Raw genomic sequence first — 23,330 nt, 5'->3', positions numbered from 1 at the left:
AAACACCAAATTCTGTGGCTAAGACAAGTAAAATTTCGCCCTTTTCTTACACTTTTCTTCGAAATGAAGGTAGCTGACGATAAGCAGTTGAATTTTAAATTCCGATGGTTAGAGTGACTGCAAGACATAAATGCAGGCTTGCGCAAGCGTTACGGACCAAAACTGACCAGCAAGAGTAAGTTGTAATTTATTTTCACATAATGTTACCAATCCACGCTGCTGCCAGACCGCGAATAACGGCGAGAGATACTGAAACACGCTCATCCCTTGCCAAGGCGGTAATGTATCCGCGTGAAGCACACCCATATCTAATCCTGCTTTGATAGCATCATACACTCGACGATGCTCCACAGCGGCTACAACGCGCGCAATCGGCATGGTATTGGTTTGCATTGCATCGAGATAGGTTGCCAAGTCGCGATGTTGCATGATCCCGATACCGTCAATACTGCCACCGGCACCACACCCTAGCGGTAAAATATCGGCACCGTGCTTGGCGAGCCGGTTGTAACGACTTTGCTCACGTTGATCACGTGCCCAGTGATTGACACTGAGTCGTCGACAATCGTGTTGGTCCATCAAACTAACGCCCTGCGCAAACAAGCTGGCTTTTTCTGCCGTCGTTGCCGGCGGGGGCATTTTTCCTTGCTCGACCATGCGCAGCATCGGCGTATTTGGCGCCACCACCAACTGGTAGAGATCAATGCCATTGGCGCCGGTTTGCAGATAGTCGGCCACATCTTGCCTAAAGATCTCAGCCGTTTGATAAGGCAAGCCATACAACAAATCCACCACAATCGTCGCTTCCTGACGGGCACTCAATGCGTGAATACGCTCACGCACAGTGTCACCATCATCTAAACGTTTTGCCGCGCGGCGGACTTGGGTATTAAAGCTCTGTACCCCAAACGAGAAGCGGTTAAATCCCCCATCAAGCGCATGCTCGAACGCATTATCATCAAAGCCATTGATTCGCCCCTCAAGGGTGATTTCGCAGTCGGGCGTGAGCCAAAATTGGCGACGAATTTCCTGACCCAATTGCTGTAATTGCGCTGCCGACAACGCAGTGGGTGTCCCCCCACCGACATACACCGCCTCAAAAGGCTGCGCTTGGGTCCATGGCATCGCTGCTTTCATACCAAGCTCTTTCAGTAAAGCCGCGAAGTAGCTGTCAATCAGTGTGCGGCTCGCCGCATGTTGGAAAAAGTGACAGTAAGTACACCTCACTCGACAAAACGGCACATGGATATATAAACACCGCGGTCCAGATTGCGCTGGCAGTGATAAAAGCTGTTGTGTAACAGCTGCCACTCCTTGTTCGAGCGGTAAAGGCATTTGATGGGTCGCCGCGTGGGCGTGTTTTTTCGGCGGGAAGGCAAAACGCAATGGATCTGGGGTATGCGTGCCCAAAATCGTCTCATCGAACGGTGTAAGATCAACCAACATAACGGCTCCAAGTATTTATACGCCGAATCCGGCTCTGTAATATAAATACAAGTGATACGTGATCTCATTTGTTGTTTTATTGATCTCACATCGCTCTGAGGCGCTGTTGATGTTTATTCGGTCAATTCGACGCGCCCCAGTGCACAAAGACCCGCTTTGCGACTGGGGAACCGATTAAGTGTGGAGTGCGGGCTGCTTTTTAAAATCCGCAATGGCGTTGAGATGTGCCGATAGATTTTTAAACTTGTGGGTTTGCGTTTCATCCCAACGGACAGGATAGAAAGGTGACAACACTTGATAACTGCGGCGACTGTCGAGGACTTCATCCTCTCGCGATAACACCACCAATGCTCGTTGTTGATTGCGTTGACGAAAGTCCGTAACACACTTGGTGGCAATATCCTCATACTCTTCCGGCCGATCAATTTTGCCGGTCATATTCTCGTGTGGATATAAGTTCGGATTAAACAGAACCTGCTTGATCCCACACAAAAAGCCTAACCTTTCTGACCAATACGCGCCTAAGCCAACGCCGCAGATCAGTGGATTGGGATCCTGACTCGCGTCTAGCTGCGTCTGTACTTGTTTGAGCAAATGCTGCATGTCGTGTTTTGGATGCATGGTGCTGTAATTGATGGTACGCACGTCGTCATCAACGAATTGGAGCTGCAACACTTTCTCATGGTTGCCTGGGCTGGTTGAATCAAAACCGTGGAGATATAAGATCATGGAAAGCCATCCTTGGTTATCGCAAAGCTGTGACCCCTATCAATAGCATAGCCACCCTGACAGAAAAATGAGCAAGATCACCCTAAAAATAATCAGGGTATTTGGCGTAACCATGAGGTAGGTGCTTTGATGCATACAGCAACGCCCACGCCCTACCCAATCCAAGGGAAGAGGAACAGGACTAGCGGCTCATCTCGTTCAGACGCGTTTGCCACTCAATGAGGTTATCGACCAGTTGAGAACGCTGATCCTCATCAAGGCTACGGTCAAGGCGCAACAACCAATCTAACCGGCGTGAACGGTAGATGGCCATTTCGGTTTCCGTCTCCGGTCCTGCTCGCCATGCCACCACATCGTCCACCCACTCTGACAACGCGGCCTCAGTGTCGATCGACTGTCGATTTTTGATAATCGCAAAAAGGCGGCTGACTAAGCGCTCTCGTACCTGACGGAACGTTGGCATCGCCGCTTGCTGATACTCTGCCATTTCGGCAAACAAGGGCTGTTGATGACGCGCAGCACTGCCAATCCACTCTTCCGTATCTTCCTCGAGATCATCACGTTGATAGGCAAATTGCTCATCTTTAGAACGCTTTGCACGTCGTTCGGTTGCCTCTTGAATCTCGTCTTCCATCCACTGGGTGAGCGCCTGCGCTTGCTGGTCATCAAAGCTATCAAGTAAACGCGCCGTCGCGGGCACAAACGCCTGTAGCGTCGCGTGGATCCGCGCTTTTACCGCCTCTTGATGGTCACGTAATTGCGCCATTGTATGTCGCTCGGTACTGTGGGTGGCAATCAGCCCTAAGCGTTCAGCTATCGCGGGTAACTCATGGGTTCGATGCCATTGCTGAATCTTGTCAAGGTCTGCTTTCACTTGGCGAGATTGCTCGGGGCGCAAGTTAACAATGTCATCGATGTAGTAATGAATCCAAAACGGCAAGGTGTTATACGCAAGCTCGGTGGTGCATCCGGTCAGGACGAGTAATAAGCCCCCTATCAAGCCATAGCGAAAACGCGACCTAGCCATTGCAACTCTCCTTATGATTCATCCATTCCCGCCAGTTGGCGATATAACCGCTGCGCTTGCTCTTGGTAAGTGCTGAGCCCATATAACGATGCGCCCACTTCATACCAGCATAGCGCGAGATAGTCGGCAAAGGGCAGCCATGCCTCTACCGCTTGGCGAACCGGTACCGAGCCCTCGATGCATCGCAACGCACAATAATCGGACACGACCAGTGCTGGTGTATAGCCGTTTGCCCGACAAAAAAGTGCAATGTCCAAACACGCACTGCCTAATCGCGCATATTCCCAATCAAGCACACAGGGCTCGCCATTTGGCTGAATAACCACGTTGTAACTACCCAAATCCATATGACACACCACAGGGGCGAGCGGATCTGTGGGTAATTGCCATTGCCGCCTGTCACGCAGCTGTTTGAGTGTTTGCTGCTTTGCCGAGGTCAACTGCTGCTCATAATGCTGGCATTGGGTGCGAACATCTTGCGCATCCAAACGGCCTTCCATGGAATGAATACGTACCAACAGGTCGATCAGGATCGCTCGGCTCTCAACCGAATGCGGATCAAGGGATTCACCTTCCACCCAAGGGACCAAAAGCCCTTCTGACAACTGACAAACAGGTGCGGAGGAAAGTCGATAGGTAGCGGCCAGCGATTGCGCAGCCGCCTCGCGCGACCGAGAAATCGCAAAAGCGTCACTCACCTGACTTCGGGGCCGCCACACAAAGCGTCCCCCTTGTGAGTCATCAATCCGCAAACAGCGGTTGGTCAGGCCACCTTCGAGGGGGGTAACACGCTGAATCGAAACGGGCGCTGAATAGTGCTCACACAACGCCGCTTCCAGTAAGCTTTTTAACGCGGGGGAAAGATTAACGACTGACAAAACGCTGAGTGTCCTGCCATTCAATCACACCTGTGGTCAAATCCATCAGCTGCAGTGATAAGGTTTTCTCTTCTTGCCCCGTGACCTTACCACCGAGCTGATACTGTGCCCCCAGTAAGCGCCCGTATTGCATCACCGTGGTCGGATCAATGAGAACCTGTCCTTCACCCAAACCTAACGACTGACGAACTACGTCGACTTGCGCCTGTGAGACCGTTCCTATCAGCCCTTGTGCGGCAAGGCCTTGCTCTAGCTGTTTTGACACACCCACAGTGTCAATATAACCGTCAGTCAGATTTTGTAGCGGTTGCACCAAAGTAACAGGGGCGCCTTGCAGGCTTTCACTACCCATTAAGGACTGCACCGCGGCGCGCATGGCTTGATTAAAACTGCCATGCACCACCCCTTGCTGCACGATGGTTTCTTTTGGCGCCGACGGCTGATAAATCGGCTGCGTGCGAGGTGCACAGCCTGCAACTGTGACAACAAATAGCCCCATCGATAATGCTTTTACCAATGCATTTGGCTTACGTAAAGCGGCCGTCAATGCGCAGCATGCGGACATAGAGATGACTCCGTAAATAAAAAATGAATAGACCAGAAAAGCGTGAAAAAGTGCCAACAAACAAGGGGATTATTCTGGTTGCATGACGGCTAAACGAAACTGCGAAACCTTGACATCAGGTATCGGCGCATGAATATCGCGCTGTGTATGGGGAGGAATGGTCACAGATTGCCAAGACGCCGAAGAGGTCGATAATTGGAGCCCTTGGCTATCGTACCAACTAAAGCGATACTGCATGGTTTGCGGGTGACTAGACGTATTTTCTAACCACACACATGCTTGATTTCCGTTTGGGGTGCGACGAACCATCGTCTCTTTAACCCATAGCGACGTCGCCAGCTCTGGATCGGCAAAAACCACGGTTTGGTGTGGCGCAATGCGCAGGTCCGTCGACTGACTCCCTGCACAGCCCGCCAACACCAAGGCAAGTGCAATCATCAAAATTTGGATTTGATTTTTACACATCATTCACACCATCGTCGGCTTTGCCGTGGTTAACTCACCACCATGGGGCCCAGCGCGCGTCCGCCTACTAGGTGCATGTGAATATGGTACACCTCTTGGCCACCGTGTTGGTTGCAATTCATGATCAAACGATAGCCGTCTTCAGCGATCCCTTCGTCAGCCGCCAGTTTTTTCGCCACCGTTACCATACGGCCTAGCGCTAACTCGTCTTCGATATTGACATCATTGGTGGTGGGGATCAGTTTGTTTGGTACCACCAAAATATGCACAGGCGCACGCGGGTTAATATCACGGAAAGCAGTGACTAAATCGTCCTGATACAAAACATCTGCGGGGATTTCTTTGCGAATAATTTTGCTGAAGATGGTTTCTTCCGCCATGGTGTGCTCCCTTTTATAAATATAAACCCTGCCAAGTATGCGGTACCCCTTTGCCAAGGGCAATATGTACAGCGCAGTTGCATGCGACAATTTGGTCAAACTTGTGTTAATTGATGTTTATATCACCTTGTAAAATCAAGGGCTGAATCAGGTAATCGTTTGCGCTACTATAGCGCCGACGCCTTTACATGTAAGGATGACAACATGACCACCCTGCTATTTAAAAACGCTTCTGTCGTCAACGAAGGACAAGTTGTTGAGACCGATGTGCTGGTCGAAAACGGCCGAATCTCTCAGATTGCCCGCGATATTAGTGCCCCTGCCGCGGCGGACTGCCGTGTGATTGATGCATCAGGCAAACATTTGTTGCCCGGTATGATTGACGACCAAGTGCATTTCCGTGAGCCGGGATTCCCCAAAAAGGGAACCATCGCGACCGAGTCCAAAGCGGCCGTCGCAGGCGGTATCACCACGTATATGGAGATGCCCAACGTTAACCCCCCTACCACCACACTCGACGCCTTAGAAGAAAAGTATCAACGTGCGTCTCAATCCAGCCACGCTAACTATGCCTTCTATTTGGGCGCGACCAATGACAACATTGATGAAATTCGTCGCCTCGATCCGAACAGTGCCTGTGGTGTTAAAGTCTTTATGGGAGCTTCCACCGGCAATATGCTGGTCAATGATCCTGACACCCTTGACGCTATCTTCGCCGATTGCCCAACCTTGATCGCAACCCATTGCGAAGATACTCCAATGATCACCGAACTCGAGAACATTTATCGCGAGAAATACGGTGAGGACGTGCCGATTGATGCCCACGCGCACATTCGCTCCAAAGAAGCGTGTCTTAAATCCTCCCAGCTGGCGGTCAACCTCGCTAAAAAACACGGTACACGCCTACATGTGCTGCACTTGACCACTGAAGATGAACTGTATCAGTTTGAGCCTGCGAAAACGCTCGAAGCGCTTCAGCAAAAGCAGATCACCGCGGAAGCCTGTGTGCATCACTTATTCTTTAACCGTGATGACTACGCGACCAAGGGCACCTTGATCAAATGTAATCCAGCCGTCAAAGAAGCCCACCACCAACAAGCACTGATCAAAGCGGTGAAAGACGGTGTAATCGACGTGATTGCCACCGACCACGCCCCTCACACCTTTGAAGAAAAACAAAACAGTTACTTTAAAGCGCCGGCAGGCTTACCGCTTGTCCAACACGCGCTTCAAGTGGCGCTTGAGTTTTATCATCGTGGTATTTTCGATTTGCCTTTGGTGGTGCAAAAAGTCTCACACGCGCCAGCGGTGCGTTATCAGGTGAAAGAGCGTGGCTTTATCCGTGAAGGATATTGGGCCGACTTGGTGCTGGTAGACCTCAACCAGACGCAAACAGTCGGTAAAGACAACCTCTTCTACCAATGCCAGTGGTCACCGTTCGAAGGCCATACCTTTGGCTCAAGCATCGATATGACGATTGTGAACGGTCAAGTGGCATTCGAGCACGGCCAGCATAGTGACGAGCGCTACGCGACACGTTTAGAGTTCGATCGCAGCTAACCTAACAGGGCGTGCGAATTGCACGATTCGCACGCCTTTTATACGCTCGATGTCTGAGCCTCCCTGCCAAATGTTGCCCGCAAAATAAACACCCCAAACCTTGCTTATCCTCCTGATTATTGACTATCGCGAACGCTAAAAGCCGTGATTTTGTCTGCGAGGTCAAAGTCTGACATGGCAAATCTTGCAGTTAATAACAGTTTGCTTTTATATCCGAATCGTATATTGTGTGGGTGATATATGGATATTCACGCTGCTTGGTATCAACATCTGATTATGTTGAAAAGCCGTGTTCGCAAGGAGAGGTAACCTAAAGCGCATTTCGGTTATCGCGGCACTCGTATCCTACCTCTTCCACTGGCGCAAGCTGTTCATTTCCCTGAATGGGTAATGAGTCGCTCCAGCTGGCTGATATCCGCATCTAGGGGATATATTGTTGAGCTTGGCTCACAAATATCAACCCAACATGATTGACCCCGAGCAAGTGGGCATGCCACTCGCTCAGTCTCTAACAATCGAGCGCTAGCCCTGTATCGAGCATGCACGTGTAATGCCTTGATACCTTGTACGACAATCTTGGGCTGGCGAGTGACGTCGAATAATCAACCAGTGAGGTGATGATGTCTTCATCTGCTTCTAAGCCACTGCTTAGTGTCAATAATCTAAGCGTGTCATTTACCACGAACGATGGCATCGTTGATGCTGTAAAAAACGTCAGCTTTGACATCATGCCCGGCGAAACACTCGCCATTGTCGGTGAGTCAGGCTCGGGGAAATCCGTATCCAGCAGTGCCGTAATGGGCTTGCTCCCCAACAACGCCATCGTCAAACCAGACTCGAAAATCTCGTTTAACGACACCGATGTGTTGCGCCTTTCCACCAAGCAGATGCAAGCGATGCGCGGCAACCGTGTTGCCATGATCTTCCAAGAGCCGATGACCTCACTGAACCCCTACATGCGTGTCGGTGAACAGCTGACCGAGGCGATTCAGTGCCACCACCGCACCACACCTGCGAAAGCCAAAGAGCGCATTATCGAGTTGCTGAAATTAGTGCAGCTGCCTAACCCAACTGGCGCACTTGAAAAGTATCCGCACGAATTCTCAGGCGGCCAGTTACAGCGGATCATGATCGCAATGGCGCTGGTCAACGAGCCCGATTTGCTGATCGCCGACGAACCGACCACCGCATTGGACGTCACCGTACAAGCCGAGGTATTGAACCTGATCGGCGATCTGCAAAAGAAAATGGGCATGGCGATCATGTTCATCTCACACGATTTAGGCGTGGTGAAACACTTGGCTGACCGTGTTGTGGTGATGTGTAAAGGTGAAGTGGTAGAGACTAACGAAACCCAAGCACTGTTTGCAGACCCGCAAGAAGACTACACCAAGATGCTGATTGATGCAGTGCCTCGCGGGCGCAAAGAAGCGCCCCAAGAGGACGCAGAAAATCTCTTGTCGGTGGATAACGTCACCATCAAGTATTTCTTGGGCGCTGACTTCTTTGGCGGCAATAAGCGCTATTTTGAAGCGGTGAGCAACATCAGTTTGTCACTACGCCGCGGCGAAACACTAGGCATTGTGGGTGAATCTGGCTCCGGTAAATCCACGCTCGGCCGTGCCATTATGCGTCTGCTCCCCGTCGCGGAAGGCAGTGTGCGTTTTAAAGGCCAAGACATTCACGACATTAAAAACAGCGAAAACAAAGCGCTGTGCCGTGATATGCAGATGGTGTTCCAAGACCCATTTGGGTCGCTATCGCCACGCATGACGGTGGGTGAAATTGTCGCCGAAGGCCTTCGTACTCACTTCCCTGAACTGAGTAAAAAAGAGCGCCTCGATCGCGTTAAAGATGCGCTTTATGAAGTACGCCTTGATAGCTCTGCAATTAACCGTTATCCGCATGAGTTTTCAGGCGGCCAGCGTCAACGTATCGCGATTGCGCGAGCCCTGATCCTCAACCCAGCATTCATCCTGCTTGATGAACCAACGTCAGCATTGGACCGCTCCGTCCAGTTGACCGTCATCGACTTGCTGAAAGATATTCAGAAACGCCACAACATCGGCTATCTGTTTATCAGCCACGATTTGAGTGTGGTTCGAGCCCTGTCTGATCGCGTGATGGTGATGCAAAAAGGGAAAGTAATGGAAGCAGGTACGCCAGAAGAAATCTTCCATAACCCGCAACACGAATACACACGTAACCTAATTGCCGCCTCATTCGATCTCGACGAAGAGGAAGTCGCCTAACGCAGACGCGTGGTGATACGGTAAAAAAAATGCGCCAAACTTGGCGCATTTTTTATTGCTGCTTATGACAGACTAGCTGTCCATTTCCGCAATTTTCACTTTCCAAGTATCCGGACCAATTTGGTGCGCGTTCTGCCCTTGCGAGTCAACCGCGACGGTCACCGGCATGTCTTCGACTTCAAACTCATAAATCGCTTCCATACCCAGATCTTCAAACGCCACCACGCGCGCTTTCTTAATCGCCTTCGATACCAGATAAGCAGCACCGCCAACAGCCATCAAGTAAACGGCTTTGTGGTTTTTGATCGATTCTACCGCCGCTGGACCGCGCTCGGCTTTACCAATCATGCCCATCAAGCCGGTTTCGGCGAGCATCATATCGGTAAATTTATCCATACGTGTTGAGGTGGTTGGCCCAGCCGGACCGACAACTTCATCACGAACCGCATCCACAGGGCCGACGTAATAGATAAAGCGGCCGTTAAAATCGACCCCGTCGGGCAACCCTTCGCCATTGCGTAGCATTTCTTGAATACGTTTATGCGCCGCATCACGCCCGGTCAGAATTTTACCCGAGAGCAAGACAGTCTCACCGGTTTTCCAGCTCTGCACATCTTCTTTGGTGACCGTATCAAGATTTACACGGCGGACGTTGTCGCCCACTTCCCACGTCACTTGCGGCCACTCTTCCAATTTCGGTGGAGTCAGGTCCGCCGGTCCAGTCCCATCAAGCGTAAAGTGCACATGGCGAGTCGCGGCACAGTTGGGGATCAAACACACAGGTTTTGAAGCAGCATGCGTGGGAGCCGTTTTCACTTTTACGTCAACCACAGTCGTTAAACCGCCAAGCCCTTGTGCACCGATACCCAACTTGTTTACACGATTGAAAATATCGAGACGTAGCGCTTCTTCGGCATTGCTTGGACCACGGTCGATAAGCTCTTGAATATCAATGTGCTCCATCAGCGACTCTTTCGCCAACACGGCCGCTTTTTCCGCCGTGCCGCCGATACCAATGCCTAACATCCCCGGAGGACACCAGCCCGCGCCCATTGCAGGTAAGGTTTTCTCCACCCACTCGGCCACATCGTCCGACGGATTGAGCATCACCATCTTGGTTTTGTTCTCTGACCCGCCCCCTTTGGCAGCAATTTGAATATCGACCGTATTGCCCGGCACCATATCAATGTGAACCACTGCTGGGCTGTTATCGCGGGTATTTTGGCGCTTACCGGCAGGATCAGCGACCACAGAGGCACGCAGTGGATTATCTGGGTTGGTGTATGCGCGTCGCACGCCTTCATCGACCATCTGCTGAACGGTCATATCATGGCGATCCCACTGTACCGCCATACCCACTTTGACAAAGCAGGTCACAATGCCGGTATCTTGGCAAATCGGACGTTGCCCTTCTGCCGACATGCGGGAGTTAATCAAAATTTGTGCAATGGCGTCTTTCGCCGCTTGGCTTTGCTCCTTGTGGTAGGCTTTTTCTAGGGCTTGAACAAAATCAAGGGGATGGTAGTAAGAGATATATTGCAGGGCATCTGCAACACTTTCGATCACGTCTTGCTGTTTAATTGTGGTCATCATTGCCTCTGGTGTCATTTGCAGGACCCAAAGCGGGTATCCAGTGTGGGGGAGCCTTCCCCTCGTTATTATCGTTACGTCTGTTGAGCACGCACACCCTGTGATTATAGAAGCCGCGGGTTTACATGACCTCGGCGGGTTTATTCAGTGTGCGTCTGCCGGAAAAGGCCTTGCTATGATACGCTTAGCGCTATTCTCGCGCCATACAGCGCATCAATCGTGATCACAAAAAAGAAGAATGCAGCCACAAAACGCCACTATGCTGACCACTACACCGATTCCTTACGCAACAGACTTGGCCCTCACCCTGTTTAATAACATTGCCCACCAGCCTTGGGCCATGCTGTTGCACTCGGCAACCCGTACCCATCCGGACAGTCGTTTTGATATTGTGGTCGCCGATCCTCTTGCCACCGTGACGGCGCGAAACGGTCAGGTTACCACCCATTACACCGCCAGTGGCGACACCCAAACACACATCGACGATCCATTTACATGGGTAAGTTCGCTTCAAGCGCAGCTACTCCCTGATATCGACGCTATCGAGCCTTGGCCTTTTATTGGCGGGGCGCTGGGCTATTTCGGCTATGATTTAGGCCGATGTGTGGAAACCTTGCCAGTCATTGCCCGTGATGAGCTCGATGTGCCCGACATGGCCGTGGGGATTTATGATTGGGCGCTGATTGTGGACCATCAACAGCAAACGGCAGTGGTGATTGCACCGGATAGTGACACACGTTGGGCATGGCTTAGCCGCCAGCAGGCGCCGCAAACCACGCCATTCGAGCTCACCGAAACCTGGCAAGCCAACATGAGCGAAGCGGAGTACACCGCCAAGTTCGCCAAGGTCAAAGACTACCTGCATGCTGGCGATTGCTATCAAATCAACTTGGCCCAACGCTTTAGCGCACGCTATCAAGGCGACGAGTGGCAGGCCTACCGCAAACTCGCCACCAGCAATGGCGCGCCGTTTTCTGGATTTATCCGCTTAGCAGACAGCGCTGTCCTCTCGGTCTCGCCGGAGCGCTTTTTATCCGTGCACGACAAACACATCGAAACCAAACCCATTAAAGGCACACGGCCACGCTTTAGTGACCCTGAACAGGATGCTGACAGCGCCCACGCGTTGAAATCAGCCAGCAAAGATCGGGCGGAAAACTTGATGATTGTTGACTTGTTACGTAACGATATCGGTCGTGTCGCCTCGCCAGGTAGCGTTTCTGTGCCTAAACTCTTTGATATAGAGAGTTTTCCTGCGGTACACCATTTGGTCAGCACGGTCACCGGCACCCTGCCCGAGGACAAAAGTGCGCTTGAACTGCTACGCGCCGCCTTTCCGGGTGGATCGATAACCGGCGCCCCCAAAGTGCGTGCCATGGAAATTATCGAAGAGCTTGAGCCGCACCGACGTCATGTGTATTGCGGAAGTTTCGCCTACCTCAGTCGTTGTGGCCGAATGGACTCTAGCATCACCATCCGCACCTTGGTGGGGCATCAAGGCAAACTCCATGTATGGGCAGGCGGTGGGCTGGTTGCCGACAGTGAAGCCGACGCGGAATACCAAGAAACACTCGATAAAGTCAGTCGTATCCTGCCCGTTCTAGCACAGTCTGATGGATAAGCGGCAGGAATAAAGAGAGGTTGTTATGACAGAGATTGCTCCCCCACGAATGTGGACATCACACCGCTTCGCGGCATCCATGCGTGCCTCAAGCCAAGGTGAGGGAGCGCCCACCGCAGAGCCACAATATGGGCTCGATCATAACCCACTCTTTATCGACCACCCTTTGCAGCACGTAGCGGCAACTCCTGCTTATTTCAGCGATCATACAATAAACAGCCGCCATCTTGCCGCCAGCCAAGAGAGCTTGTCGCCTACGGTACCCCCACATTGGGAGCGAGGGGAGAAAAAAGCCCGTACACCACTGCAACCAAATGACATTCTCCAACGCTTTAGCCTCAGCCCACTGGCACGTCACGACAATCGTATTCTTAACCGCGTTCGACTCGCTCCCCGCATTCTGCGCGGATTAGACTTTCAACCAGCAGCGGTACTGATCGGTTTAGTCGAGCGCCCCAACGGCATTCAGCTGATTTTGACCCGCCGCGCCGATCATTTAAAACATCATCCGGGCCAAGTGAGCTTTCCCGGCGGTAAGCGCGAAACGATCGATTGCGACAACATCGCGACTGCAACCCGCGAGATGTGGGAAGAAACCGGTATTCAGGTTGGCCGCGAACACATTATTGGCGAGCTTTGTCCTCTGCCCACCGTCACCGGTTACTACATTCATCCGGTGCTGGCATGGGTGGATCCCCAGTACCAACTCATACTGGATGACAACGAAGTAGCCGAATGTTTTGAAGTACCTCTTGATACCCTTTGCCAACCCGGCCATATCCGCGAGCAATCCTTCTATCTCTACGGACAATGGCATCCAGTTGCCGCGTTTTATCATCAAAACCGGTTAATATGGGGGGCAACAGCACAACTTTTGCGCGCGCTGGTCACGCAATTATCATTACATGTCTCTTGCTCAAGATAACCGCAAAAACCATGCAATAAGTACTGTTTTTAGTGCACATTGGTGCTTATTCAACCAACAAAAAACTTGACACTTTTGCCGATAATCTTGGCGGATCCCGTCATGTTAGGTGATTATCATCACACTTTGGTGCAATAGTTTCGCCTCTCTTTTTCATATAGCGATCCAGCTCTTGGTTTTCTGCGTGGAAATCGCCAGAATTCGCCATCCCTGATTTCTGTTCCCCTACACAATGTGAGTAGTATTGTTATGCAAACGACCTCGACCACAGGTACCAGTGCGACATCGCGCCTGCGCTGGACCAAACAAGATACAACTTGGGCGCTCTCTCTTTTTGGCACCGCGGTAGGCGCAGGTATCCTGTTCTTGCCAATTAACGCCGGCATGCACGGATTCTGGCCGCTCGTAGTGATGACGCTGCTTGTTGGCCCTATGACCTTTTTTGCCCACCGTGGCCTATCTCGCTTTGTCCTATCTTCAAAGAAGCCCGGCAGCGATATCACCGAAGTGGTTGAAGAACACTTTGGCGCGACCGCAGGTAAGATCATCACCCTGCTCTACTTTTTTGCCATTTACCCTATCGTGTTGATCTACGGCGTCGGTATCACCAACACCGTTGATTCTTTCTTAGTCAACCAGCTAGGTATGGCCTCACCGCCACGCGTGATCCTGTCACTGGTTCTGATCCTCGGTATGATGGCTATCATGCTGCTGGGTGAGAAAATCATGCTACGCGTGACCCAGTTCTTGGTTTACCCACTGGTCGGTATCTTGCTGTTTATGTCGCTGTACCTGATCCCAGAGTGGAACACGGCGGCGCTATCACAAGTCCCTTCCGTTGGTGACTTTACCATCACTCTTTGGATTTCTATCCCAGTGTTGGTCTTCGCGTTTAACCATAGCCCTGCGATTTCAGCGTTCTCAATGGCACAAAGCCGTGACCACGGTAAAGATGCCGAGCAGAAATCTGCGCAAATCTTGCTGCGTGCGGCAGGTATGCTACTTGGCTTCGTGATGCTGTTCGTGTTCTCTTGCGTGCTGTCACTGACGCCTGCCGATCTGGCAGCGGCGAAATCAGAAAACATCGCGATTCTTTCTTACCTCGCTAACAAGCACGAAAGCCCATTCATTTCGTACCTAGGTCCTATCGTCGCGTTCGTGGCTATCGTGTCTTCGTTCTTCGGTCACTACTTAGGTGCTCGTGAAGGTCTGAACGGTTTGATCGTCAAAGTGATGCGTGGCGCCGATAACAAACCAGTCAACCGTAAGAAAATCGACGTGTTCACTGTGGTCTTCATGATCCTGACCATTTGGCTGGTTGCGACCCTAAACCCAAGCATTCTGGGTATGATTGAATCACTTGGCGGCCCAATCATTGCCACCATCCTATTCATTATGCCAATGTACGCCGTGAAAAATGTGCCAGCAATGAAGAAGTATTCAGGTACAATTAGCAACGCCTTTGTATTGGTCATGGGTTTGATTGCAATCTCAGCCATTCTTTACGGTTTGTTCTTCTAAATCGCAATAAAATGCGTGATAGTCATAGAGGTGACTATCGGGATGACTCAGTCAACCGCATCCATCGATGTTTGCGGTGATTCCCAAAAAATCAGGAGTGGGGTTTGCCCTGCTCCTGATTCTCATTACGAGCGCGGTATCGCTCGTTATCACAGTCAATACCACGGACGGATTGCGTAAACACTAAATCCATTGCCCTTAGGGCATTGACTGAGGTAAGACACATGATCAGTGTTTTTGACATTTTTAAGATTGGTGTAGGTCCTTCCAGCTCTCACACCGTTGGCCCAATGAAAGCCGGTAAATGCTTTATTGATGAGCTCGTCGCGAATCAACGTTTAACCGACGTCGATCGGATTAGCGTTGATGTCTACGGCTCTTTGTCTCTCACCGGTAAAGGCCACCATACCGATATCGCCATCATCATGGGCCTTGCAGGCAACAGCCCTGAAACCGTTGATATTGACTCTATTCCTGGCTTCGTCAAACGCGTCGAAGACACCGAGCAATTGCCGCTGGGCGAACAGCAGCATGTGGTCGCTTTTCCGCGTGAAGGTGGAATGAACTTCCATACCTCTAACCTCTCCTTGCACGAAAACGGCATGCAAATCCATGCGTGGCAAGGTGATGAGTGTGTGCTGAGCAAAACCTACTACTCGATCGGCGGCGGTTTTATTGTCGAAGAAGCCGAGTTCGGTCAGCCTGCTATGCAAACGGTGGAAGTCCCTTACGACTTCAATACCGCAGACGGCTTGTTGGCGCTCACGCAAGAAACCGGTTTTTCCATCAGCGGTTTGGTCATGGCCAACATGCGTGCCATGCACAGCCAAGAAGAAATCGATACCTACTTTGCTGACATTTGGAAAACCATGCAGGCGTGTATGAACCGCGGCATGGAAAACGAAGGGGTACTTCCGGGACCTCTGCGTGTGCCACGCCGTGCCGCTGCACTGCGTAACCAATTAAAAACCAGCGAAAAATACAACATTGATCCGATGGCCGTGGTGGATTGGGTGAACATGTTCGCCTTTGCCGTCAACGAAGAAAACGCCGCCGGTGGCCGTGTCGTAACCGCACCAACCAATGGCGCGTGTGGCATTATCCCCGCCGTACTGGCCTACTACGATAAGTTTATCGAAACGGTCGACAAGCAAACCTACACCCGCTATTTCGCCGCATCCGGTGCAATTGGTGGCTTGTATAAGCAAAACGCCTCGATTTCTGGTGCAGAAGTCGGCTGCCAAGGCGAAGTAGGTGTTGCCTGCTCGATGGCCGCAGCTGGCTTGGCCGAGCTAATGGGTGGTAGCCCTCATCAAGTGTGCATGGCGGCAGAAATCGCTATGGAGCACAACCTCGGTTTGACCTGTGACCCAGTTGCGGGCCAAGTGCAAGTACCTTGTATCGAGCGCAATGGTATTGCCGCGGTGAAAGCGATTAACGCCTCTCGTATGGCGCTTCAACGCTCTTCCGAGCCACGTGTTTCTTTGGATAAAGTCATCGAAACCATGATGGAAACCGGTAAAGACATGAATGCAAAATACCGTGAAACATCGCAAGGCGGTCTTGCGGTTAAGGTGATGTGCTAACCGTCTTTGACGCGATAAGTACCGTTCACATGGTATAAAAAAGCCCGAGTTCGTCATGAACTCGGGCTTTTTATTTGGGCTTAGCGCTAACCTATTACACCTCAGCGAAGCCACGATAACCGCGTAAGCCTATACGCCCACACGGTATAGCCATTAAGCGGGGTGTTGCGCCACCGCTGCCTGTGGCTGTTTGTCGCCCACTGGCAAGATAGTGCGACCATATTCTTCGTTTAGCACTTGCGCCATCGCGAAATAGATCGCGCTCAAACCACACACAATCCCTTCAAAGCCTGCAATGGTGCCAATAAAGGCACTGCCGGTGAAATCACGCGCGGCAAGCAGGAAGAACAGTACCGTCAAACTACCGAAAACAAACTGCTTGGCGAAGCAATAGCGCAGTGAGCCGATAAACATAAAGCCGGTAAACAGACCCCACATGACCAAATACCATCCCATAAATGCGGCTGGGCTGGCCTCAGCAATGCCAAGCTTTGGCATCACAATCAAACCAACCAGCGTCAACCAAAACAGGCCGTATGAGGTAAACGCTGTGGTGCCAAAGGTGTTGCCCTTTTTAAATTCCATGATGCCCACGATCACTTGCGCGAGGCCTCCGTAGAACAGGCCCATCGCCAAAATCATGCTATCAATCGGAAAGAACCCGGCGTTATGAATGTTTAACAGCACGGTTGTCATACCGAAACCCATCAACCCCAAAGGCGCTGAATTAGCCAATTTGTTTTCCATAGTTACCCTACTTCGAAAAAATATGATTCAAAAGTCAAAAACTGTGCTCACAACCCTAAGGAAAAAGGATCGTAGAGCACAAAAACGCGGCAATATTACGGGTTATACCAAGGATGTAAATAGGTTTTAGCGCATTAAGGAAAAATCCAACTTTAAGCCAACAAAACAGTGAGAAAACTTAGGCATATTGCGCCCAAAAACATAAAAAAAGCAGCGCAATGCTGCTTTTTTACACGGTGAACACTAAAGGGAAACTTGATGCGTTTAGCGGGTGCTAAAGCCCTGCTTATTCACGAAATCCTTCATAAATGGTCGCGACTCTTTTTCCAATGTTGCCGAGATTTGCTCGCTCCACGACATATCTTTGTTGCCCCCCGTGCGGGTTTGATAATACTCGCGCACTTGCTGATCGTATTCACCAAGCGCTGTTTCATCCATCGCTTGGTAGCTGTTCTCATGCACTAACAAAGATGCAGGCAACTTAGGCTTGCGCTCCGGATCTTGAGCGGGCACACCCAAACACATTCCGAATAAAGGCAACACATGTTTAGGTAATGCTAACAACTCAGCCACTTTGCTCGGCTGGTTACGTAAGCCACCAATATATACGCCCCCGAGCCCCATGGATTCAGCCGCGACCATGGCATTTTGCGCCATCAGCGCGCTATCAATCGCTCCGATGAGGGTTTGCTCGGTAAAACCTAGTTGGGCATTTGGATTGATTTGCTCATGGCGATGGAAATCGGCACACCACACTAAAAATTCCGCACAGTCGGCCACATACGCTTGGTTGCCCGCGTATTCCGCCAATAAGCGTCGTTTTTCTTTGTCCGTCACACGAATAATGCTGGTGCACTGCAAGAAACTTGAGCTGGATACCGCGCGCGCCGCATCAATAATCTGGGTCAATTGCTCGGAAGAAATCGCGTCTTGAGTAAATTTACGAATAGAGCGGTGAGAAAGCAGTGTCTCAATCGTTGGATTCATGATGGGTCCTTTCAATCGGTATAACATCAGGTGATACGGGTATACACTTTTCTATACGGTGTCGCAAACCACTGCTCTGCCTAATATTCCGCCATATTGTTAGCCATCCGCGTCACACAAGGCCTTACGTGCGGTGAAAAAGAACAATCGATTTTTTCTATCAATGCAAAAGGTAATTTCGTCTTTTTTCTTACCCAGGGATCGGGCATAGTAAACTCATTGACGCTAAAGGAGATGACTATGTTCGTCGTAATTTTTGGCCGCCCTGGCTGCCCATTCTGTGTTCGCGCAAAAGATTTGGCTGAAGAATTGAAAACAAGCCGCGAAGATTTCAACTACCGCTATGTGGATATCCACGCAGAGGGTATTAGCAAAGCCGATCTGGAAAAAACCGTCGGTAAACCGGTTGAAACCGTGCCACAAATCTTTGTTGACCAGGAGCACGTTGGCGGCTTTACCGAATTTGAAGCCTACGCCAAAGAAAACCTCGGCCTGTATCAAGAATAAGGCGCCGATAATCTTGCTAAAAAGCCAGCATCTCGCTGGCTTTTTTATACTCAACACTATCAACGCATTTACGCGTCTGGACGCTCTTTCACCTCTTTGAGGCTTTGAAGATTTTCGTTGATTTTAAAAATCACAATCATCAACTCACACCAAATTCTTGCTCCTACTGCACCGGCAACAATGGTAAATAGGCCAATGGCAATGTTTTCCAGCCGCACCCCACCGTAGCTACCAAACATAGTGCCCAGTCCAGAGAACAACGCAATCAGCAATAGCAGCCAATAAAGTCCAGTGACCAGTTTTGGCGTCAACATTGAATTAAAAAAGAAGATAGATTTCACAGTTTGTTCCTTAAAAAATGAGAAAAAGGGATTCGAATCAGCCACTATTCATAATAGCTCCAGAGCCTGAGCACTTTCACCACCGGTTCATCCTCGGGGACTTGATAGACCAAGCGATGTTGAATATTAATACGGCGTGAATAGGCACCAGTGAGATCACCGATAAGCTTTTCAAACGGAGGAGGTTTATGGTAGGGATCGTCTTCAATCAGTGCTAATCAACCCTCATCGCATTCATCCGTCGCGAACATCCGCTCACTCAAGCCGCCGCGTTGGCCGTCACCTTTGCAAATGCGGTTTCCAACACCGCTTTGGGTGGTTGCAATAAAAACACCTCATGAACCAGCTGAGTTAATGCCTCGACGCTATCGATGCTTTTATCGGTGACAAGTTGCCCTGCCGCATCCCAGACCAAAAACTGCTGATTACGAATCAAATAGCGGTGTGAAGCGGTGATCAACGACACCACGAGGTTATTGACGAAAATGGCTTCGGGGTGTTGATGAGAATAGAAATGTGCCACTTCAAAGTCGGCTTCTACCACATCATAAAGCTCAACCTCGTACAGTGTTAATGGCGGTTGGTCGGGCTCGTGTAATACCACCGTCACCACATCGCCATTACACGTGATTTGATAGGTATCGTGCCCGATGACACAGGTGCGCTGGTTGATATTGAGTAACCCGCGCGGGGTTTTATTGCCAAAACCCACATCAACTAAATAGGTTTCACCATTGAGCTCAACCACATTCATTCGGTGAGTACGGGGATTGGTGGGCTTACCATTAAGCATCACCCGCGCTAGCACACTGCGCACATCAAACCCCAAATATTTCAGGGCAAGATAGGCAATTTTATTGTGCTCAAAGCAATAGCCACCTTGTTGGTTCACCACCAACCGTTCAAACAAAGCATCCGTCTGTAAAGAAAGCGGCTGCCCTGCCAAGGCATTCAGGCTAGAAAACGCATACCGCGCCAAGTGCTTTTCAATAAGCTCAGTAACCAGTGCCACGCCCTTCGCCTCACTCAACACGAGGCGATGTAAATACTGTTCAATCATGGGTGCTGATGTCATCGTCGACTCCTTATGTGAATGGCACCAGATTAACCCCTCAAGTTGGGTTGAGGTAAAGCCTCACGCAGGATTGCGACTAAAAGCAGAGCGCAGCAATCCTAATCCTGCCAGTGCAAAGATCCCAGCCACTACTCGCTCAACCCAATGCGCCACTTTTTGGTAGACGTTCATCACGCCGTTGATTGAAAACAACAGGGAGTACATCCCATTCACCAAAAAGCCAACCAGCATACAAGTCAGCACCGCCGCGACAAGAAACAACCCATCACTGCTTGAACCCATCCCAACCGACAAAGCCGCCATCCAAGCCACCACGGTTTTAGGATTAGAGGAATTTAAAACCACGCCACGAACAAACCATTTTCGGTATCCCACTGCTTGGCTATCGTTTGTGGAGACAGTCGCGGCGGCGTTAAAGGATGATTTAAAAGAAAGATAAGCCAGCCATAGAAGATAAACGCCACCCGCGATTTTTAGCAGCATGAGTAAATACACCGACCCTTGCAGCACCACACCCAAGCCACTGGCGGCGACAATGCCCCAAAAAAGCAGCCCAATAGATAACCCTGCGCCGTAAACAAGGCTGACTTTTCGCCCCTTACTCATGGCGATAGTTGCATTGGAGATATTCGCCGGCCCCGGGGAGACCGCAACAACAAAAAATGCGAACCCGATTGAAACCAGTGATAAAACGTCAGTCATCCTTGCTCCTTGTTATCGATGTTGTGTTTAAAGTGGTTTTTCCATCGGCACGCAGTCTAAACGGATCCCTTTTGGGGCGTGATACGTTGATACCTCATCGCCCACAAAGCCGCATGCGCGATAAAAAGGCGCTGCATTGAGCGTGGATTCGAGCGTTAGCAATCGCAAGCCCTGTTCTTTCGCTAGGTGCTCTAAAAACTGGAGCATCTTTTTCGCCGCGCCCCTGCCACTGTAATCTGGCTCAACAAAGATGGCATCCACCACACCGGTTTGTGTGTTGAGCTTACCGCTACCGATAACCTGCCCGCCCATTTCAGAGACGTAAAACGTATCAACCACGTCGGTAATAAAGCGCTCAGACACGCTACCCTGCGTCCAAAGTGAGAGCTGCTCTACCGTATAGTGTGCCGAACACTTAGCTAAAATAGCTCGGTTTCTTAAATCAAAAATAGCCTGTGCGTCGTTTGGGTTAGCTTTTCTAATGGTGATCAAAACGCTTCCTTGGTTGTGTAAGCTGAGTGACTGTGTGTTATGTTGAGAAGGTAAAGAGTTTGTATTCTTGTCTGGTTAAGCGGAGCAAGTCCAGTACCACCTTAATGCCTTTGCTATGTTTTTAGCTAATTGAGGCTCCTGACCGTTTAAAAACTACGTCTACTAGATGAGACAAACTTCCTCAACTTAGATGATGTAACACTTCAATTTGAATGCTTCGTAACAAGCTTTGAGTATGTTCTGACTGTAAATCGAGTTCGCACCAACCGTCAGTTCCCATGTATTCGGCAGAAATATATCTAATACTTTTAAGATCAATTTCATCGTTGATGACTCCAGTTAGCCTGAAAATACCTGACTTTGTATGGATTCTGCTAATTTTGAAATTTTCCATAAACCTCCGAGAACATAACGAATGACATGGACTCCCCCTCATGAAGATCTGCCACACACTTAGGTGCGGTCTTTAGTACCGGAGGTAACCATGTCTACTCAATTCTTTTGTGGCGTTGATCTCTCCAAGTACCACTTTTCTCTTCACGCGGTGAATGACCACGGAAAAGTCATTCTTCATAACTCGTTCCCACGCTCCTGCGTGGCAATGTATATGAATTTGAATCATAGTCAGAGTTGGCCACAAGATCACCGAACTGTACTTGACCTCTGTTCTTACACTAGCGGACAGCGTCAATATCTGTAGCGAACAGCCAGTTCAATGCCCTAGGCAGCATAATGTTATACTGGGTATGGTGCTGTTTGCGTTTGAATGATAGCAAGAGCTAGATATGCATTCCCACGCAGGAGCGTGGGAACGAGAAATCAAAGCTGTTACTGTTTTAATTCCTGCGCAAAGCTATAAATGCTAGCTTCGAACGGTAGACTGACATGCTATGGTCTGTTCCAAACTTTTTCCAGGTAAACTGCTTCCTCATCCATCCTTTAAGCCGATACCAAATATCAACATGAGTGAGTAACCTAGCCTTATCGTATTCACCAGTTTTGACATTTGTGAGAAAACGCATATCACCACCGTGAATATAACCTCCGAACTTGTCTCGAAGAAAAGATTTTAATTTATCTCCTACTCCAGGTATAAAACCTAAAATCCAAGAAAGAGGCTCTATGAACATATTGGGTGGTGGTACCATAGTTACGCCATCAGACGAATTCACTACTCGGTAAATTGGTGTTTTCATTGTCATAAGCCAATGATCGTCTGACACTCTAGGTGCGCCAAATGTATAACATGCTGCATTACCGCCGCTATGAGTTATCCTCTTCGCAGCTATTGTTGCCAGCGCTCCTCCAAGAGAGTGCCCTGTGATAAATAATGGTAGTTCTCGATACTGTTCTAGTGCCTGATTGACTTCTATCTCTATTGAGTTGTATGCATCATGAAATCCAGAGTGAACTCTCCCCTCAGTCACACATTTAGTTAGAGTGGCACGAGCGTCTGACTTTATATCTTTTAACTCGAGTGGCTCAGTACCACGAAATGATAAGACGACAAAACCATTAGTTTTAATCAGTATTGCCTGGCTGCCATTTGCGTTGAAAGTAGCGACTAACTCTGCATTGAGAATTTCAATTTGCTTTTCAAGAAGCCGCTTTTCCTCTTCATGATCATAAGAAAATTTTTCTATAGCTAATAGAATTGCCTCCTTTAGTATATGGCTGTTTTCTTTCCCCACCAAGAGCATATTCTCAATTCTTTTACCAACATCTTCTGTAATAACAGGCGGATTGAATTTAAAGTAAGCAAGTTCAGCAAAGCATGCCATTAACCAAGCCGTTCTATCACTATATGCCTCTCGATACATTGGGATGCTTTTTCCCAACAGTTCTTTGGCTTGTTTAATATCATCACTTGTTTCTATAACTAATTTCGACATAACTAATCCTTGTCAGTACTGAAAATTAGGAAAATATATCCC

General features: G+C 49.8%; 23 protein-coding genes and 1 pseudogene. 8 read left to right on the top strand and 16 right to left on the bottom strand.

Annotated elements, in window-relative coordinates; translation table 11 throughout:
- Positions 1–108: 108 nt before the first annotated feature.
- From hutW to hinT, 7 genes are all read right to left on the bottom strand, one after another.
- The gene (gene hutW / locus BZG82_RS08660; RefSeq protein WP_443216481.1) at positions 109–1,443 is read right to left on the bottom strand and encodes a heme anaerobic degradation radical SAM methyltransferase ChuW/HutW; all 1,335 of its coding nucleotides are present in this window, start codon (positions 1,441–1,443) and stop codon (positions 109–111) included.
- 177 nt (positions 1,444–1,620) lie between these two features.
- Complete coding sequence (ycfP, locus tag BZG82_RS08655) at positions 1,621–2,175, bottom strand: alpha/beta hydrolase YcfP (RefSeq protein ID WP_077480378.1); 555 nt, start codon at positions 2,173–2,175, stop codon at positions 1,621–1,623.
- A gap of 181 nt (positions 2,176–2,356) precedes the next feature.
- Positions 2,357–3,202, bottom strand: coding sequence for a DUF6279 family lipoprotein (locus BZG82_RS08650; protein WP_077678189.1), 846 nt, complete (start codon positions 3,200–3,202; stop codon positions 2,357–2,359).
- An 11-nt stretch (positions 3,203–3,213) separates the two neighbouring features.
- Entirely contained in the window at positions 3,214–4,080 is an 867-nt protein-coding gene (locus BZG82_RS08645; RefSeq protein WP_158075990.1) for a phosphotransferase, read from the bottom strand.
- On the bottom strand, positions 4,067–4,645 hold the full coding sequence (locus tag BZG82_RS08640; RefSeq protein ID WP_077765625.1) for a hypothetical protein: 579 nt from the start codon (positions 4,643–4,645) through the stop codon (positions 4,067–4,069). The genes BZG82_RS08645 and BZG82_RS08640 overlap by 14 nt, the downstream gene beginning before the upstream one ends.
- A gap of 69 nt (positions 4,646–4,714) precedes the next feature.
- Entirely contained in the window at positions 4,715–5,113 is a 399-nt protein-coding gene (locus tag BZG82_RS08635; RefSeq protein ID WP_077765624.1) for a YcfL family protein, read from the bottom strand.
- A gap of 26 nt (positions 5,114–5,139) precedes the next feature.
- Complete coding sequence (hinT, locus tag BZG82_RS08630) at positions 5,140–5,490, bottom strand: purine nucleoside phosphoramidase (RefSeq protein ID WP_069587271.1); 351 nt, start codon at positions 5,488–5,490, stop codon at positions 5,140–5,142.
- Between the two features lie 204 nt (positions 5,491–5,694).
- Between hinT and BZG82_RS08625 the strand changes: the two genes are divergently transcribed.
- Positions 5,695–7,050, top strand: a complete 1,356-nt coding sequence (locus tag BZG82_RS08625; RefSeq protein WP_077765623.1) for a dihydroorotase — start codon at positions 5,695–5,697, stop codon at positions 7,048–7,050.
- Positions 7,051–7,670: 620 nt separating this feature from the next.
- Positions 7,671–9,302 carry an ABC transporter ATP-binding protein gene (locus BZG82_RS08620; protein WP_077765622.1) on the top strand — a complete coding sequence of 544 codons (1,632 nt, stop codon included), beginning with the start codon at positions 7,671–7,673 and terminating at the stop codon, positions 9,300–9,302.
- Between the two features lie 72 nt (positions 9,303–9,374).
- Here the strand turns inward: BZG82_RS08620 and BZG82_RS08615 are convergent, their stop codons facing one another.
- Positions 9,375–10,892 (bottom strand): fumarate hydratase, encoded by a 1,518-nt coding sequence (locus BZG82_RS08615; RefSeq protein WP_069587318.1) that lies wholly within the window; start codon positions 10,890–10,892, stop codon positions 9,375–9,377.
- A gap of 238 nt (positions 10,893–11,130) precedes the next feature.
- Between BZG82_RS08615 and pabB the strand changes: the two genes are divergently transcribed.
- From pabB to BZG82_RS08595, 4 genes are all read left to right on the top strand, one after another.
- A complete protein-coding gene (gene pabB, locus BZG82_RS08610; RefSeq protein ID WP_077662011.1) occupies positions 11,131–12,513 on the top strand; it encodes an aminodeoxychorismate synthase component 1 in 1,383 nt (460 codons plus the stop codon).
- 25 nt (positions 12,514–12,538) lie between these two features.
- The gene (locus tag BZG82_RS08605) at positions 12,539–13,438 is read left to right on the top strand and encodes an NUDIX hydrolase (RefSeq protein ID WP_077765621.1); all 900 of its coding nucleotides are present in this window, start codon (positions 12,539–12,541) and stop codon (positions 13,436–13,438) included.
- 249 nt (positions 13,439–13,687) lie between these two features.
- Complete coding sequence (locus BZG82_RS08600; protein ID WP_069587267.1) at positions 13,688–14,959, top strand: serine/threonine transporter; 1,272 nt, start codon at positions 13,688–13,690, stop codon at positions 14,957–14,959.
- A gap of 224 nt (positions 14,960–15,183) precedes the next feature.
- Positions 15,184–16,545, top strand: a complete 1,362-nt coding sequence (locus BZG82_RS08595; RefSeq protein WP_077481776.1) for an L-serine ammonia-lyase — start codon at positions 15,184–15,186, stop codon at positions 16,543–16,545.
- A 153-nt stretch (positions 16,546–16,698) separates the two neighbouring features.
- Here the strand turns inward: BZG82_RS08595 and BZG82_RS08590 are convergent, their stop codons facing one another.
- Both BZG82_RS08590 and nfsA read right to left on the bottom strand, forming a co-directional pair.
- Positions 16,699–17,292, bottom strand: a complete 594-nt coding sequence (locus BZG82_RS08590; protein WP_077765620.1) for an acetate uptake transporter — start codon at positions 17,290–17,292, stop codon at positions 16,699–16,701.
- 264 nt (positions 17,293–17,556) lie between these two features.
- The gene (gene nfsA / locus BZG82_RS08585) at positions 17,557–18,279 is read right to left on the bottom strand and encodes an oxygen-insensitive NADPH nitroreductase (protein ID WP_077765619.1); all 723 of its coding nucleotides are present in this window, start codon (positions 18,277–18,279) and stop codon (positions 17,557–17,559) included.
- Between the two features lie 240 nt (positions 18,280–18,519).
- On the opposite strand from nfsA, the gene BZG82_RS08580 reads away from it, so the two are divergent.
- Positions 18,520–18,786, top strand: a complete 267-nt coding sequence (locus BZG82_RS08580; RefSeq protein WP_069587260.1) for a GrxA family glutaredoxin — start codon at positions 18,520–18,522, stop codon at positions 18,784–18,786.
- Positions 18,787–18,854: 68 nt separating this feature from the next.
- On the opposite strand, the gene BZG82_RS08575 is transcribed toward BZG82_RS08580, so the two are convergent.
- Genes BZG82_RS08575 through BZG82_RS08555 form a run of 5 tightly spaced genes read right to left on the bottom strand, consistent with a single transcriptional unit; the run spans position 18,855 to position 21,396 of the window.
- Positions 18,855–19,127 carry a DUF4282 domain-containing protein gene (locus BZG82_RS08575; protein ID WP_077765618.1) on the bottom strand — a complete coding sequence of 91 codons (273 nt, stop codon included), beginning with the start codon at positions 19,125–19,127 and terminating at the stop codon, positions 18,855–18,857.
- 44 nt (positions 19,128–19,171) lie between these two features.
- Positions 19,172–19,336, bottom strand: coding sequence for a Txe/YoeB family addiction module toxin (locus BZG82_RS16740; RefSeq protein ID WP_443216480.1), 165 nt, complete (start codon positions 19,334–19,336; stop codon positions 19,172–19,174).
- A 50-nt stretch (positions 19,337–19,386) separates the two neighbouring features.
- Complete coding sequence (locus tag BZG82_RS08565; RefSeq protein ID WP_077765617.1) at positions 19,387–20,202, bottom strand: arylamine N-acetyltransferase family protein; 816 nt, start codon at positions 20,200–20,202, stop codon at positions 19,387–19,389.
- A gap of 60 nt (positions 20,203–20,262) precedes the next feature.
- Positions 20,263–20,904: a LysE family translocator gene (locus BZG82_RS08560; RefSeq protein WP_077765616.1), complete on the bottom strand. Its 642-nt coding sequence runs from the start codon at positions 20,902–20,904 to the stop codon at positions 20,263–20,265.
- Between the two features lie 27 nt (positions 20,905–20,931).
- On the bottom strand, positions 20,932–21,396 hold the full coding sequence (locus BZG82_RS08555; protein WP_077765615.1) for a GNAT family N-acetyltransferase: 465 nt from the start codon (positions 21,394–21,396) through the stop codon (positions 20,932–20,934).
- 484 nt (positions 21,397–21,880) lie between these two features.
- Here BZG82_RS08555 and BZG82_RS16610 point away from each other — a divergent pair.
- A pseudogene (locus BZG82_RS16610) lies at positions 21,881–21,988 on the top strand (IS110 family transposase); the annotation flags it as partial.
- A gap of 244 nt (positions 21,989–22,232) precedes the next feature.
- Here the strand turns inward: BZG82_RS16610 and BZG82_RS08545 are convergent.
- Positions 22,233–23,288 carry a lipase family protein gene (locus BZG82_RS08545; RefSeq protein ID WP_077765613.1) on the bottom strand — a complete coding sequence of 352 codons (1,056 nt, stop codon included), beginning with the start codon at positions 23,286–23,288 and terminating at the stop codon, positions 22,233–22,235.
- Positions 23,289–23,330: the final 42 nt, after the last annotated feature.

The sequence above is a fragment of the Salinivibrio sp. PR5 genome (assembly GCF_001996085.1).
GTDB classification, from domain to species: Bacteria; Pseudomonadota; Gammaproteobacteria; order Enterobacterales; family Vibrionaceae; genus Salinivibrio; species Salinivibrio proteolyticus.
This window is presented reverse-complemented; position numbering and strand designations above follow the sequence as displayed.